The following is a 14284-nucleotide window of genomic DNA, read 5'->3' on the forward strand; positions in this document are numbered from 1 at the left end:
TAGAATGTCGGTGCGCGGGCGGCTGTCAAGCCTTCGGCCGCAAGCCTGCGCGGGGTGGAGCGGCCCGCCCGTTCGGGGCCGCTCCGGTATTGCGGATCGCAGGGGCGGCAAACCGCCCCTTGATCACCGGCTTATTGCCAGGATTTGATCAGCTCGTCGTAAGAAACCGTTTTTGGCTCTTCGTCTTCGTTTTCCAGCTTGGCCTTAGGCGAACCGGGTTGGGACAGCCAGTGCTCCGGGTCCATTTCCTCGTTCATCTTCGGGCCGATGTCGCCCTGAACACCTGCACGCTCCAGACGGATCAGGACTTTTTCCTGATCGGCACACAAAGCGTCGAGCGCTTCTTGCGGGGTTTTCGCACCGGACATTGCGTCACCGATGTTCTGCCACCACAGCTGCGCCAGCTTCGGGTAGTCAGGCACATTCGTGCCGGTCGGGGACCACTGCACGCGGGCAGGGGAGCGGTAGAATTCTACCAAACCGCCGAGTTTTGGCGCCCGCTCAGTGAAGCTTTCGTGCTGGATCGTGGATTCACGGATGAATGTCAGACCAACATGGGATTTCTTCACGTCAACGGTTTTGGAGGTCACGAACTGGGCATAGAGCCAGGCCGCTTGGGCACGATCCACAGGTGTGGATTTCATCAGCGTCCATGAACCGGCGTCCTGATAGCCGATCTTGGTGCCTTCAGTCCAGTAAGCACCGTGTGGCGAAGGTGCCATGCGCCATTTCGGTGTCCCGTCTTCGTTCATCACAGGCAAATCAGGTTCTACGGATGCGGCTGTAAAGGCGGTGTACCAGAACATTTGCTGTGCAACATTACCCTGTGCCGGAATTGGGCCCGCTTCAGAGAATGTCATACCGGCTGCTGCTGGCGGAGAGTATTTTTCCAGCCATTCGATCGCCTTGGTCACAGCATAAACCGCTGCCGGCCCGTTTGTGGCACCGCCACGGGCAACACAGGAGCCCACAGGCTGGGAGTTTTCGTTTACACGGATACCCCATTCATCCACAGGCAGGCCGTTCGGCTCACCCACATCGCCGGCACCGGCCATGGACAGCCAGGCATCAGTGTAGCGCCAGCCAAGGGACGGGTCTTTCTTACCGTAGTCCATGTTGCCATAGATCTCGCCGTCAACGCCCATGTGGGACAGGTCACGGCCGGTGAAGAATTCAGCGATGTCCTCATAGGCGGACCAGTTCACAGGCACGCCCAGATCATAGCCGTATTTTTCCTTGAAGTCGGCTTTGTTCTTGTCGTCGTTGAACCAGTCGTAGCGGAACCAGTAAAGGTTGGCGAATTGCTGGTCGGGCAGTTGGTAAACCTTGCCGTCCGGTCCGGTTGTAAAGGACAGACCGATAAAGTCTTCCAGATCCAGACCGGGGTTGGTGACAGAAGCGCCTTCGCCTTCCATCCAGTCGGTCAGGTTACGCGCCTGTTGATAGCGCCAGTGGGTGCCGATCAGATCAGAGTCGTTGATATAGGCGTCATAGATGTTTTCGCCGGACTGCATCTGTGTTTGCAGTTTCTCAACAACATCCCCTTCCCCGATCAGGTCATGTGTGACCTTGATGCCGGTAATGGCTTCAAATGCCGGAGCCAGAACAGTGGCTTCGTATTCGTGGGTGCCGATTGTCTCGGAGACCACATTGATGGACATGCCCTGAAACGGTTTCGCTGCATCCACGAAGAACTGAAGCTCTGCTTCCTGTTCTTCACGGGACAGGACGGACATATCCTTGATTTCGGAATCCAGAAACGCTTTGGCGGCGTCCATATCTGCGAACACGGGTGTGCTCAGCAAACAGGCCACCACGCTCAGCGCGGATGTTCCTTTAAGTCGCAAGGTCATTTTTGTTCCTCCCAAGGTTTGAACAATTAAAGCTGTCCGGTCTTGCGTGCCGGTCAGCCACTTCGATTACACCCAGCGGAACACCGCTACGGCGTAGAAAAAACAGACGATCAATGCGCCCCATTGCGAAACGTCGGTGGTTGCGAGCCATGCCAGATTGATAAAGGCCGATCCTAACAGGGTGATGAACAAACGGTCCCCCCGCGTGGTTTCAATCCGCAAGATCCCGACCCGAGGTGTCTCGGGGAATTTGATCGCAAGGATTGTAAACACGATCAGGGTTGCGGCGATGACTGCGAAGAAAATTGCAGTGGGCCAGGTCCATGCCATCCATTCCATGAGGTCTCTCCTTCGTTAGATTACACGCGACCCAAGGCAAAGCCCTTGGCGATGTAGTTGCGGACAAAATAGATCACCAGCGCACCCGGAACGATGGTCAGCACACCGGCAGCGGCCAGAACACCCCAGTCGATACCTGCAGCGCCCACAGTGCGGGTCATGGTGGCGGCGATGGGCTTGGCATCTACACTGGTCAGGGTTCGGCTTAGCAGTAGTTCGACCCAGCTGAACATGAACAGGAAGAAAGCGGTAACACCGATGCCCGACGCCACTAGCGGGGTGAAGATGCGGATAAAGAAACGCGGGAAGGAATAGCCGTCGATATAGGCGGTCTCGTCGATTTCCTTAGGCACACCGCGCATGAAGCCCTCCAATATCCACACCGCCAGCGGCACGTTGAACAGACAATGGGCCAGCGCCACGGCGATATGGGTGTCAAACAACCCGACCGAGGAATAAAGCTGGAAGAACGGCAGCGCAAACACCGCAGGCGGGGCCATCCGGTTTGTCAGCAGCCAGAAGAACAGGTGTTTGTCCCCCAGAAACGTATAGCGGCTGAAGGCATAGGCCGCGGGCAGTGCGACCGCGAGGCTGATCACCATATTGATCACCACATAGGCCATAGAGTTCAGATAGCCCGTGTACCATGACGCATCCGTCAGGATGGTCAAATAGTTGTCAAAGGTCAGATCACGGGGCCACAGGGTGAATGTGTTCAGGATTTCCGTGTTGGTCTTCAGGCTCATCGTGAGCAGCCAATAGATCGGCAGCAGCAGGAACAGCAGATAAAGCCCCATGACAATGGCATTGCCCTTGATGCGGAAACCACCGCGTTTTTGTGCAGAAACAGACATCAGTGGCCATCCCTTTTGTCGAGGTTTGTCATAACGGTGTAGAACACATAAGAGATCAGCAGGATCACCAGATAATACATGATCGAGAAGGCGGCGGCGGGACCAAGATCAAACTGTCCAAGCGCCATTTTCACCAGATCAATCGACAGGAAGGTTGTCGAGTTGCCCGGCCCGCCGCCCGTCACAACAAACGGTTCGGTGTAGATCATGAAACTGTCCATAAAACGCAGCAGGATTGCGATCATCAGCACGCCGGTAATCTTCGGAAGTTCGATAAAGCGGAACACGGCCCAGCGGCTGGCCTGATCAATCTTTGCCGCCTGATAATAGGCATCAGGAATGGATTGCAGACCGGCATAGGCCAGAAGTGCGACAAGCGAGGTCCAGTGCCACACGTCCATGACAATCACGGTGATCCAAGCGGCATAGAAGTTCTGGGTATAGTTGTAATCAATCCCCATCGCATCCAGCGTATACCCCAGCAGGCCAATATCGACCCGACCGAAAATCTGCCAGATGGTGCCGACCACGTTCCAGGGGATCAGCAGGGGCAGGGACATCAGCACCAGACAAAACGACGCCCAGAAGCCCCGTTTGGGCATATTCAGGGCAACGAAGATGCCCAGCGGAATTTCAATGGCAAGGATAATAGCCGAGAAAGCGATCTGTCGCCCCAACGCATCCCACATCCGCTCGGTGTCCATCATCTCGCGGAACCAGTCGATACCGGCCCAGAAGAACTGGTTGTTGCCGAAGGTATCCTGCACCGAATAGTTCACCACCGTCATCAACGGGATTACGGCCGAAAAGGCGACTAGCACCAGAACGGGCAGGATCAGGAACCATGCCTTTTGGTTGACAGTCTTGTTCATTATTCCCCCCCCGCAGGTGCAACCCGCCAGCTGTCCGCGTAGATGTTGATCCCCGCCGGATCAAAGACGATCCGGTTGGCATCCGGTGAAATGGAACTGCCTTCGGCAGCGATCACGTTGATCTCGGTCCCTTGGAAATCTGCCCGCACGATCTTGTGCCGGCCCACGTCCTCAACCCGTTTAACCTTGACCGGCAATCCGGTGTCTCCGCTGGTCAGCGTAGTAAACTCGGGGCGAACGCCCAGTTCGACCTTGCCCGATGGCGTGTTGAAATTCTGACCCAGAGAAATCTCGGTTCCGCCCAGAACCGCCTTGTCGCCGGTCACGGTCGCATTCAGCACGTTCATACCGGGCGAGCCGATGAAATAGCCCACAAAAGTATGTTCGGGGCGTTCAAACAATTCTTGCGGCGTGCCCATTTGCACAACACGACCGTCATACATCACCACAACCTTATCCGCAAAAGTCAGCGCCTCTGTCTGGTCATGGGTCACGTAGATCATCGTGTGACCAAATTCGTGATGCAGGGATTTCAACTGGGTGCGCAGCTCCCATTTCATATGGGGGTCAATCACGGTCAGCGGTTCGTCAAACAGCAGCGCGTTGACATCTTCGCGCACCATTCCCCGCCCGAGCGAGATTTTCTGCTTGGCATCTGCGGTCAGTCCGCGGGCCTTGCGGTTGAGCATCTCTTCCATGCCGATCATCTGCGCGATCTGTTGCACGCGATCCCGCACATAGGCCGCATCCGCCCCGCGATTGCGTAGCGGAAACGCCAGATTGTCCCGCACAGTCATCGTGTCATAGACCACCGGAAACTGGAAAACCTGCGCGATGTTGCGCTCCGTCGTGGGCGCGTGGGTCACGTCCTTGTCGTCAAACAGGATACGTCCCTGACTGGGGTGTAGCAGGCCGGAAATGATGTTCAGCAGCGTGGACTTGCCGCAACCCGAAGAGCCAAGCAGCGCATAGGCTTCGCCGTCCACCCAGTCGTGGTTCAGCTCTTTGAGCGCAAAATCCTGTTCGCCTTGCGGGTTTGGCAGATAGGAATGGGCCAAATTGTCGAGGGTGATTTTAGCCATGGTTCAAGCCCTCAAGCGCTGTTGGTGTTTGGGTGTGCATGTCGCTCTGTGTTTCTGTGGCATAGGCCGCAGGGGCAACAGATGTGCCGTCCTGAGCGAAAATGTACACATGGCGGGGATCAAGAAAGACCTTCAGTGCAGCGCCGATTTCAAGGTCTTTGACCCCGTGGATCAGCCCCACCCAGTTTTCCCCGTGGTGGTCCAGATGTACAAAAGTTTCCGATCCGGTGATTTCTTTGACCTGCAAGGTTCCGGTGAACTCCAGCGTGGCACTGCCGCTGTTTTCCAGCTCAAGATGGTTGGGGCGGAAGCCAGCCATGTAGTCGCCATCCGGAAGGGCCGCAAATCCGGCGGAACCGGCGCTTTGTCCGTCGCCGAAGTGCAAAGTATCGCCGGATTTGCGGATCTTGAGAAAGTTCATTGGCGGATCGGAGAACACCCGCGCCGTGGTTGCATCTACCGGCTGGCGGTACACGATCGGGGTTTTGTCGAACTGGGTGATCCGGCCTTCCCACATGGTCGCTGTATTGCCGCCAAGCAGCAGGGCTTCTTCCGGTTCTGTTGTGGCGTAAACGAAAATTGAACCGGCTTCTTCGAAAATCTTCGGAATTTCCGCCCGCAGTTCCTCGCGCAGTTTATAGTCCAGATTGGCCAGCGGTTCATCCAGCAACACCAGTCCTGCGTCCTTGACCAAAGCGCGGGCCAGTGCGCACCGCTGCTGTTGCCCGCCGGACAGTTCCAGCGGCTTGCGGTCCAGCATTTCCGACAGTTTCATCAGATCGGCGGCCTTCTTCACCGCCGCGTCGATTTCTGCCGCAGATTTACCCAGCAAACGCATCGGGCTAGCGATGTTTTCGTAGACGGTCATCGAGGGATAGTTGATGAACTGCTGGTACACCATGGCCACGCCGCGATCCTGCACCCGCATGCCGGTGACATCCTTGCCGTCCCAGAACACTTTGCCGGTGTTAGGAACATCAAGCCCCGCCATCAGCCGCATCAAAGAGGTCTTGCCCGCCAGAGTCGGCCCCAGCAGCACATTCATGGTACCAGACTGCAACTCAAGGTTTGTGGGGTGGATATGGGTCTGGCCGTTCACGACCTTGGAAACACCCTCAAGTACAAGTGCCATGTTATTCTCCTTGTGCGCGCGCAACGGGCGCCTGTGCGGATTGAGTGGCGATCTGTTCTGCCAACCATTTATCCAGCGCGTCTATTTCCTGAACCGTCATACGCAACCCCAGTTTGGAGCGCCGCCAGACGATGTCCTGCGCTGTTCGCGCAAATTCTTTTTCCACCAGCCAGTTCACTTCACGCTCATAAAGGTCGCTGCCAAAATCCTGCCCCAGATCAGCAGCCGAGTTTGCATCGCCCAGCATCACAAACGCATCTGTGCCATAGGCTTTGATCAGACGGGCGCACCAGCGAGGCGACAAAAATCCGTATTGCGCGGAAAGTCTGGCCTTCAGATCCTCAACCCCGCGCACGGGAAAATCGCCGCCGGGCAGGGGGACACCGGCGGTCCAGCGGTCCGGAAGCCCGTCAAAATAGGGCGCGATCTTTTCCAGCGCGGTTTCGGCCAAACGGCGGTAGGTGGTGATCTTGCCGCCAAACACATTCAGCATCGGCGCACCGGCAGAGGTGTCCACCTTAAGCACATAATCCCGCGTTGCGGCCGTGGCAGAGCTGGCCCCGTCATTATAAAGCGGACGCACGCCGGAATAGGTCCAGACGATGTCCTCCGTCGTGACAGGAGCTTTAAGATAGTTTGAAGCGAATTCCAGCAGATAGTCCCGTTCTTCGGGGGTGCATTCGGGCGCTTGTGACACGTCAGCGTGATCCGCATCGGTGGTGCCGATCAGGGTGAAATCGGTCTCATAGGGGATGGTAAAGATGATCCGGCCATCCTCGCCCTGAAAGAAGTAGCATTTGTCGTGGTCATAAAGCTTGCGGGTCACAATATGGCTGCCTCGCACCAGACGCACGCCTTCGGTCGTATTGATCCGCGCGGTGTTGCGGATCACGTTTTCCACCCAAGGACCGCCCGCATTAACCAGCATCTTCGCGGTGACGATACGTTGCGCGCCCGTGTCGGTATTTTCGAGAGTGATCGACCAGTGGCCATCCACCTGCTGGGCCGACATAACCTTGGTCCGCACGTCAATTCTTGCGCCACGGGCCTCTGCGTCCCGCGCGTTCAGTACCACAAGGCGGCTGTCCTCAATCCAGCAGTCAGAATATTCATAGGCTTTGTGAAAGCGGTCCTGCAAAGGCGCGCCTTCAACGGAGGTATCCAGATCAACAGATTTGGTGCCCTCCAAAATCTCGCGACCGCCCAGATTGTCGTAAAGAAACAGACCAAGCCGGACCAGCCACGACGGACGGCGGCCCTTCATCCACGGCATCACAAAACCCAGCAGCTTTGACGTGGGGGTGTCACCCTCAAACCGCATGTCTTTATGATAGGGCAGCACAAAGCGCATCGGCCATGAAATATGGGGCATCGCCTTGAGCAGGGTTTCCCGCTCTATCAGGGCTTCGCGCACCAGACGCACTTCCCAGTATTCCAGATAACGCAACCCGCCATGAAACAGTTTGGTCGAGGCAGACGAGGTCGCAGACGCCAGGTCGTTCATCTCGGCCAGTTCGACGCGCAATCCGCGCCCTGCAGCGTCACGGGCAATACCGCAGCCGTTGATGCCGCCGCCAATGACGAACAGGTCAATCATATCCTGATTACCGCGCTGATTCACAAGGACCTCCACCGCCACAAATCAACCGGGAAACGGCTCCACCCTCCGGTCTGTGACTGGGAATATACCAACAGCATTTACAGAATTGTTGCAATAACGAATGTTCGTTTATTTTCTTTTTCACGCTACATCTTGAATTATATGGATTTTTTTGTTCGTTTATCCTGTGTTTCACCCGCGACCGGGGAAAATAATCGAATCGTGCCCTTGACCTTGGCCAGTCACCATTGATTGATACAGGCGGGAAATCCGCGCTGGTTCGGCACGGGACAAAACTGGTAGGAGGCGGGGATGGTTTCAAACTTCAGACAGCGCGAAATCCTTGAAATCGCTCGTGAAAAGGGGAAGGTCACGGTGGACGGTCTGGCCGAACTCTACGATGTGACGGTCCAGACCATCCGGCGCGATCTGGCGGAACTGTCTGAAAGCGGACGTCTGGAGCGGGTTCACGGCGGGGCGGTAATGCCGTCGGGTGTGGTGAATATCATCTATGAAGAACGCCGCCGCCTGAACGAGGCCGGAAAAAAGGCGATTGCCGTGCGCTGTGCCGAGTCGATCCCCCACGGTGCCTCTGTGTTCATGAACATTGGCACCAGCACCGAGGCGGTTGCGCGGGAATTGCTCGACCATGAGAACCTGCTGGTGGTGACGAACAACCTGAACATCGCGAATATTCTGGCGACCAACCAAAGCTGCGAGATCATCCTTGCAGGCGGAGTTTTGCGCCGCGCAGATTCCGGCATCGTGGGCGGGCTGACGGTGGAGATGGTGAAACAGTTCAAATTCGACTATTCGGTACTGGGCTGTTCGGCCATTGATACAGACGGGGATCTGCTGGATTTTGACGGACAAGAGATCATGGTCAGCAGCACCGCGATCCAGCGCTCGCGCAAGGTGATGATCGTGGCGGACCATCTGAAATTCCAGCGCAAGGCCCCCCTGACCATCTGCTCGTTGCGGGATGTGGATGTGTTTTACACCGACGGCAAGCTGCCCAAATCCCTGATGGAAGACTGCGCCGGTTGGGGCACAGAGGTGGAGATTGCCGAACCAGCCGGATTACGGGGGCGCAAAGCGACTTAGGATGAAGCCAACAGACAATTCCGGGTGGGTGTTTGTGCTGCCCGCAATGGCGGTGCTTGGCCTGATCGGATTGATCCCGCTGATTACAGTCGTAAATTATTCGTTTTTTGAGATTTTTATCCTCAGTTCGCGCTTTTGGGTCGGGCTGGAGTGGTACGGCGAGCTGGTCGGCTCTGCCCGTTTCTGGCAAAGCTTTGCCCGCAGTTCCCTGTTTTCAATGATCGTTCTATTGATACAAATCCCGCTGGGGATCGCACTTGCCCTTTGTATCCCGAGAGGCCGTCTCTGGATCGGGTTGTCACTGGTGGTGGTGGCGCTGCCACTGCTGGTGCCGTGGAATATGATCCCGACCCTGTGGCTGAGTCTGCTTAATCCTGAAACCGGACTCTTGGGGCGTTTGGGTTCGGTTCTGGGCTGGCCTGCGGATTGGAAAGCCTCTGCGTTTCATACTTGGGCGGTGATTGTGGTGATGGATGTCTGGCATTGGACCAGCCTTGTGGTGATCCTGTGCTATTCGGCGCTGACCACGATTCCGGCGGCCTATTATCAGGCGGCAGCGATCGACGGGGCGAGTCCTTGGGACGTGTTCCGCTTTATCCAGTTGCCCCGCTTGCAGAATGTCCTGCTGATGGCTGTGCTGCTGCGATTCATGGATTCCTTCATGATCTACACCGAAGCTTTCCCCATTAACGCAGGTGGTCCGGCAGAGGCGACCCTGTTTCTGGCGGTCGATCTGGGCGAGGAAATCAAGGCGTTTAACTACGGTCCCTCCGCCGCGCGGTCGGTGCTGTATTTCCTGATCATCCTGATGGTGGCATGGCTGTTTACCAAGGCGCAGGGCAAGCTTGACGACAGGGACGCAGCATGAGTTTCATCTACCGCTACCTGTCCGTGATTAAGGCCGTCGGTCTGTTGGCCTTCATGGTGTTTGTCTGCCTGCCGCTGGTGCAAATGACATTGCTGGCTTTTGTTGCGACCCTGCCCCACGGCGGGCTGGAGGTCGGGCAGGCCACTCTGCGCAACTTCACCACCATTCTGTCAGAGCCGAACCTGCGCGCGGCCTTTGGTAATTCTATCGCCTATGTGTTGATCAACATCTGCATCACGATTCCGGTCGCGCTGCCCGCCGCCTATGCCTTTTCACGCATGTCCTTTGTCGGGGATAAATCCCTGTTTCTGGCCTTCATTGCCTTTCGCATCACCCCGCCTGTTGTGCTGACCCTGCCGATTTTTCAACTTTTTTCGGCGCTCGGGATCGTTAATTCGGTCTTTGGAATCGCACTGGCCCATTGCCTGTTCAACCTGCCGATTTCCATCTGGATCTTGCAGGGGTTTATCTCTGCAATCCCTCGCGAGATGGATGAAACCGCGTTCATCGACGGCTATTCGCGGCCCCGTTTCGTCTGGGCGATCCTGATCCCACAGATCAGGGCCGGAATCGCTGTGGCGGCCTTCTTCTGCTTTATGTTTTCATGGGTAGAGGTGGTTTTCGCCCGTATCCTGACCACCACAAACGGCAAGCCGATCAGCATGGCGATCAATGCCCTGTTCGGGTTTCAAACAGACATCGGGCTGGTAATGGCCGTGACCCTTGCCTCTATGGCGCCGGGGGCGTTGTTGCTCTTTGCGATGCGAAACCACCTGTCGCGCGGTTTCCGGATCGGACAGGTTTGACGCGCGGCCTGTGCATATGCACTAGTGTGCGTGACCAAGCGATTTCATTAAAATCCACTACACAGGAGCCTTTGCCATGACACCGGAAAAACTGCGCAGCCTTTACGGGGCGGTATCCCCTGCGGCGGCGGCCAAAGTGATCGCTCGATTTGACCATCACTGCCGTGATTTCATCGAAAACGCCACGTTTCTGGTCATGGCCACTACGAATGGCCAGACGCTGGATGTGTCCCCGAAGGGTGATCCGGCGGGCTTTGTTACGGTGGAAAGCGATAGCACTTTGTTAATTCCGGACCGCCCCGGCAACAACCGGATCGACGGGTTGATGAATATTCTGGCCAACCCGCAGGTGGCGCTGATTTTCCTGATCCCCACGGTGGGTGAGACCCTGCGCGTAAACGGGCGGGCGGAAATTCTGGACGATCCTGAAATCTGCGCGCGGTTTCAGGTCAACGGGCGCAGTCCCAAGACGGTGACACGGGTGACGGCAGAGAAAATCCTGACCCACTGCGGCAAAGCACCGATCCGTGCAGGTCTGTGGAAGCCCGAAGGATGGCCAGCCGAACGGCCCGTCGCCACGCTTAGCGACATGATCCGCGATCACGCCAATGGCACGGTGGAGGTGGTGGATGACGCCACGATGCAGGCAATCTACCAGAAAACGCTATACTAAGCGAACGCCGGAAAGGTTCGGGAATGACAAAAGGCAAAAACGTCTGCTCGCGGATTGAAAACATGCGCGGGCTTGATCCGGCACAACGGCTTGCCGCTGTCGGACAGGCGGCGGGTTTGTCACCGGAGGATCTGGCCGCGCTTGCGGGGCAGGATGCGTTAAAAACGGGTCGCGCGGACGGGATGATCGAAAACGTCATTGGCAAATTTGAACTGCCGTTGGGGGTGGCGACCAATTTTGTGGTGAAGGGTAAGGAATATCTGGTGCCAATGGCGGTCGAGGAACCCTCGGTCGTGGCGGCGGCCTCTTACATGGCCAAGATCGCGCGGGATTATGGCGGGTTTCACACCAGCGCCACCGCGCCGTTGATGCGGGCACAGATTCAGGTACTAGGGCTCACGGACCCGCATGCCGCCCGTCAGCGCATCCTGTCCCACCGCGACAGCCTGATAGCAGCAGCCAATGCCAAAGACACGCTTTTGGTCGAACTTGGCGGGGGCTGTCAGGATATTGAGGTTCATGTGTTTGACGACACTCCGGTTGGCGCGATGGTGGTGGCCCATCTGATCGTCGATGTGCGCGATGCAATGGGGGCGAATACGGTCAACACGATGGCAGAAGCGCTCGCCCCTGAAGTGGAGCGGATCACAGGCGGCACCGCGCGGTTGCGTATCCTTTCAAACCTTGCCGACAGGCGGATCGTGCGGGCGCGGGTGGAACTGCCGCCAGAGGCGTTGGACACGAACACCCTGAAAGGTGGCGATGTGGCCAAAGGTATGGTGGAGTCTTGCACGCTTGCGATCATTGATCCCTACCGCGCAGCGACCCACAACAAGGGAATTATGAACGGGATTGATCCGGTGGTGCTGGCCACAGGCAATGACTGGCGCGCGGTTGAAGCAGGGGCCCATGCCTATGCTGCCCGGGACGGGCGCTACACATCGCTGACCCGTTGGGAACAAACGTCGGATGGCGGGCTGGCGGGCAGTATCGAACTGCCGCTCGCGCTCGGTCTGGTGGGTGGGGCCACGAAGTCCCATCCGGCAGCGCAGGCGGCTTTGCGTCTGATGGATGTGGGTAGTGCAACCGAACTGGCCGAGGTAACAGCCGCTGTTGGGCTGGCGCAGAATATGGCGGCGCTGCGGGCACTCTCGACCGAGGGTATCCAGAAAGGCCATATGGCGCTTCACGCCCGCAATATCGCGATTTTGGCGGGTGCAACAGGCGAAGACGTGGACCGGATTGCCCGTGCTTTGGTGGCGTCAGGGGATGTGAGCGCTGGGAATGCGCGAACTCTCCTAAACGCAAAATAGGCATCCACTCCGGCAAGAGCAGCCCTTGAATCAGAAAACGCGCCAGACCAATCCGGCCAGACGCGTCGTCACTATTGTTTAACTGTGTGTGCAGCCTGCGGAAATTACAAAATACCCGGCAGGTTCAAACCGTTTTCTCGCGCACAGTCCTTGGCCTCTTCATAGCCTGCATCCGCGTGGCGCATCACGCCTGTTGCCGGATCATTCCAGAGGACCCGTGCAATGCGGCGGTCGGCGTCTTCGGAGCCGTCACAACAGATCACCATGCCGGAGTGTTGGGAAAAGCCCATGCCAACGCCCCCGCCATGATGCAGCGACACCCAAGTCGCCCCCGATGCGGTATTCAACAATGCGTTCAGCAGCGGCCAGTCCGATACAGCGTCCGACCCGTCCATCATCGCTTCGGTTTCGCGGTTGGGAGAGGCGACAGAGCCTGAATCCAGATGGTCGCGTCCGATCACAATCGGCGCTTTCAATTCACCGTTACGCACCATTTCGTTAAAGGCCAGCCCGAGTTTATGGCGCACGCCCAGACCGACCCAGCAGATCCGCGCTGGCAGCCCTTGGAAGGAGATCCGCTCTCGCGCCATATCCAGCCAGTTGTGCAGATGGGCATCTTCGGACAGGATTTCCTTCACTTTGGCGTCTGTCTTGTAGATGTCCTCGGGATCACCCGATAGCGCGGCCCAGCGGAAGGGGCCCACACCGCGGCAGAACAGCGGGCGGATATAGGCAGGCACAAAACCGGGGAAGTCAAAGGCGTTGTCCAGCCCTTCTTCCAGCGCCATCTGGCGGATATTGTTGCCGTAATCCACAGTCGGAATACCCATCGCGTGGAAATCGCACATTGCCTTGACCTGCACCTTCATGCTGGCCCGCGCAGCTTTTTCCACCGCTTTGGGATCGCTCTCGCGCTTCTCGCGCCATTCACCCATGCTCCAGCCTTGGGGCAGGTAGCCGTTCACCGGATCATGGGCCGAGGTCTGGTCGGTCACAATATCCGGACGCACGCCCCGTTTCACCAGTTCAGGGAAAATATCGGCAGCATTGCCCAGCAGTCCGACGGATTTTGCCTCGCCCGCTGCGGTCCAGCGCTCGATCATCTCCAGCGCCTCGTCCAGCGTTTCCGCCCGTTCGTCCACATAGTTTGTGCGCAAACGGAAGTCGATGCTCTCCGGATTGCACTCTACCGCCAGACAGCAAGCACCCGCCATTACCGCGGCAAGCGGTTGTGCGCCGCCCATGCCGCCCAGACCGCCTGTCAAAATCCATTTGCCTTTGAGATCACCGTCGAAATGCTGGCGACCTGCCTCGACAAAGGTTTCATAGGTGCCTTGCACGATACCTTGGGAGCCGATGTAAATCCACGAACCGGCAGTCATCTGCCCGTACATGGCAAGCCCCTTCTTATCCAGCTCGTTAAAGTGGTCCCAATTGGCCCAATGGGGCACAAGGTTGGAGTTGGCGATCAACACGCGGGGTGCGTCTTTGTGGGTCTGGAATACGCCGACTGGTTTGCCCGATTGCACCAGAAGTGTCTGATCCTCGTCGAGCGCTTTCAGGCTTTCAACGATCTTGTCAAAATCCGCCCAAGTGCGGGCCGCGCGGCCGATCCCGCCATAAACCACCAGCTCGTGCGGGTTTTCCGCCACATCTGGGTGCAGGTTGTTCATCAACATGCGCATGGGCGCTTCGGTCAGCCAGCTTTTGGCGGTGATTTCGGTTCCGGTGGCCGGAAAGACGTCTCGGGCATTTTTGCGGGGATTGGTCATGGGATACCTTTCGATA

General features: G+C 57.4%; 13 protein-coding genes. 5 read left to right on the forward strand and 8 right to left on the reverse strand.

Going from position 1 to position 14284, the window contains the following annotated elements; genetic code table 11:
• Positions 1 to 131: 131 nt before the first annotated feature.
• The 7 genes from BFV97_RS12075 to glpD form a co-directional block, all read right to left on the reverse strand.
• Positions 132 to 1853 (reverse strand): ABC transporter substrate-binding protein, encoded by a 1722-nt coding sequence (locus BFV97_RS12075; protein ID WP_069300619.1) that lies wholly within the window; start codon positions 1851 to 1853, stop codon positions 132 to 134.
• 66 nt (positions 1854 to 1919) lie between these two features.
• On the reverse strand, positions 1920 to 2192 hold the full coding sequence (locus BFV97_RS12080; RefSeq protein ID WP_069300620.1) for a DUF2160 domain-containing protein: 273 nt from the start codon (positions 2190 to 2192) through the stop codon (positions 1920 to 1922).
• 20 nt (positions 2193 to 2212) lie between these two features.
• Entirely contained in the window at positions 2213 to 3046 is an 834-nt protein-coding gene (locus BFV97_RS12085; protein ID WP_069300621.1) for a carbohydrate ABC transporter permease, read from the reverse strand.
• Complete coding sequence (locus tag BFV97_RS12090) at positions 3046 to 3918, reverse strand: carbohydrate ABC transporter permease (RefSeq protein WP_069300622.1); 873 nt, start codon at positions 3916 to 3918, stop codon at positions 3046 to 3048. The genes BFV97_RS12085 and BFV97_RS12090 overlap by 1 nt, the downstream gene beginning before the upstream one ends.
• On the reverse strand, positions 3918 to 5000 hold the full coding sequence (locus BFV97_RS12095; RefSeq protein ID WP_069300623.1) for an ABC transporter ATP-binding protein: 1083 nt from the start codon (positions 4998 to 5000) through the stop codon (positions 3918 to 3920). The genes BFV97_RS12090 and BFV97_RS12095 overlap by 1 nt, the downstream gene beginning before the upstream one ends.
• The gene (locus BFV97_RS12100; protein WP_083225619.1) at positions 4993 to 6132 is read right to left on the reverse strand and encodes an ABC transporter ATP-binding protein; all 1140 of its coding nucleotides are present in this window, start codon (positions 6130 to 6132) and stop codon (positions 4993 to 4995) included. The genes BFV97_RS12095 and BFV97_RS12100 overlap by 8 nt, the downstream gene beginning before the upstream one ends.
• A 1-nt stretch (position 6133) precedes the next feature.
• Positions 6134 to 7729: a glycerol-3-phosphate dehydrogenase gene (glpD, locus tag BFV97_RS12105; RefSeq protein ID WP_108721680.1), complete on the reverse strand. Its 1596-nt coding sequence runs from the start codon at positions 7727 to 7729 to the stop codon at positions 6134 to 6136.
• A 315-nt stretch (positions 7730 to 8044) separates the two neighbouring features.
• Here glpD and BFV97_RS12110 point away from each other — a divergent pair, with 315 nt between their 5' ends.
• From BFV97_RS12110 to BFV97_RS12130, 5 genes are all read left to right on the forward strand, one after another.
• Positions 8045 to 8836, forward strand: coding sequence for a DeoR/GlpR family DNA-binding transcription regulator (locus BFV97_RS12110; RefSeq protein WP_069300624.1), 792 nt, complete (start codon positions 8045 to 8047; stop codon positions 8834 to 8836).
• Position 8837: 1 nt separating this feature from the next.
• Positions 8838 to 9704, forward strand: a complete 867-nt coding sequence (locus BFV97_RS12115) for a carbohydrate ABC transporter permease (RefSeq protein WP_069300625.1) — start codon at positions 8838 to 8840, stop codon at positions 9702 to 9704.
• Complete coding sequence (locus BFV97_RS12120) at positions 9701 to 10510, forward strand: carbohydrate ABC transporter permease (RefSeq protein ID WP_069300626.1); 810 nt, start codon at positions 9701 to 9703, stop codon at positions 10508 to 10510. The genes BFV97_RS12115 and BFV97_RS12120 overlap by 4 nt, the downstream gene beginning before the upstream one ends.
• Before the next feature lie 76 nt (positions 10511 to 10586).
• Positions 10587 to 11183, forward strand: a complete 597-nt coding sequence (locus BFV97_RS12125) for a pyridoxamine 5'-phosphate oxidase family protein (protein ID WP_069300627.1) — start codon at positions 10587 to 10589, stop codon at positions 11181 to 11183.
• 23 nt (positions 11184 to 11206) lie between these two features.
• Positions 11207 to 12496, forward strand: a complete 1290-nt coding sequence (locus BFV97_RS12130; RefSeq protein ID WP_069300628.1) for a hydroxymethylglutaryl-CoA reductase, degradative — start codon at positions 11207 to 11209, stop codon at positions 12494 to 12496.
• 104 nt (positions 12497 to 12600) lie between these two features.
• Here the strand turns inward: BFV97_RS12130 and hutU are convergent, their stop codons facing one another.
• On the reverse strand, positions 12601 to 14268 hold the full coding sequence (gene hutU / locus BFV97_RS12135) for a urocanate hydratase (protein ID WP_069300629.1): 1668 nt from the start codon (positions 14266 to 14268) through the stop codon (positions 12601 to 12603).
• Between the last annotated feature and the right edge of the window lie 16 nt (positions 14269 to 14284).

The organism is Neptunicoccus sediminis (genome assembly GCF_001719615.1).
GTDB classification, from domain to species: domain Bacteria; phylum Pseudomonadota; class Alphaproteobacteria; order Rhodobacterales; family Rhodobacteraceae; genus Amylibacter; species Amylibacter sediminis.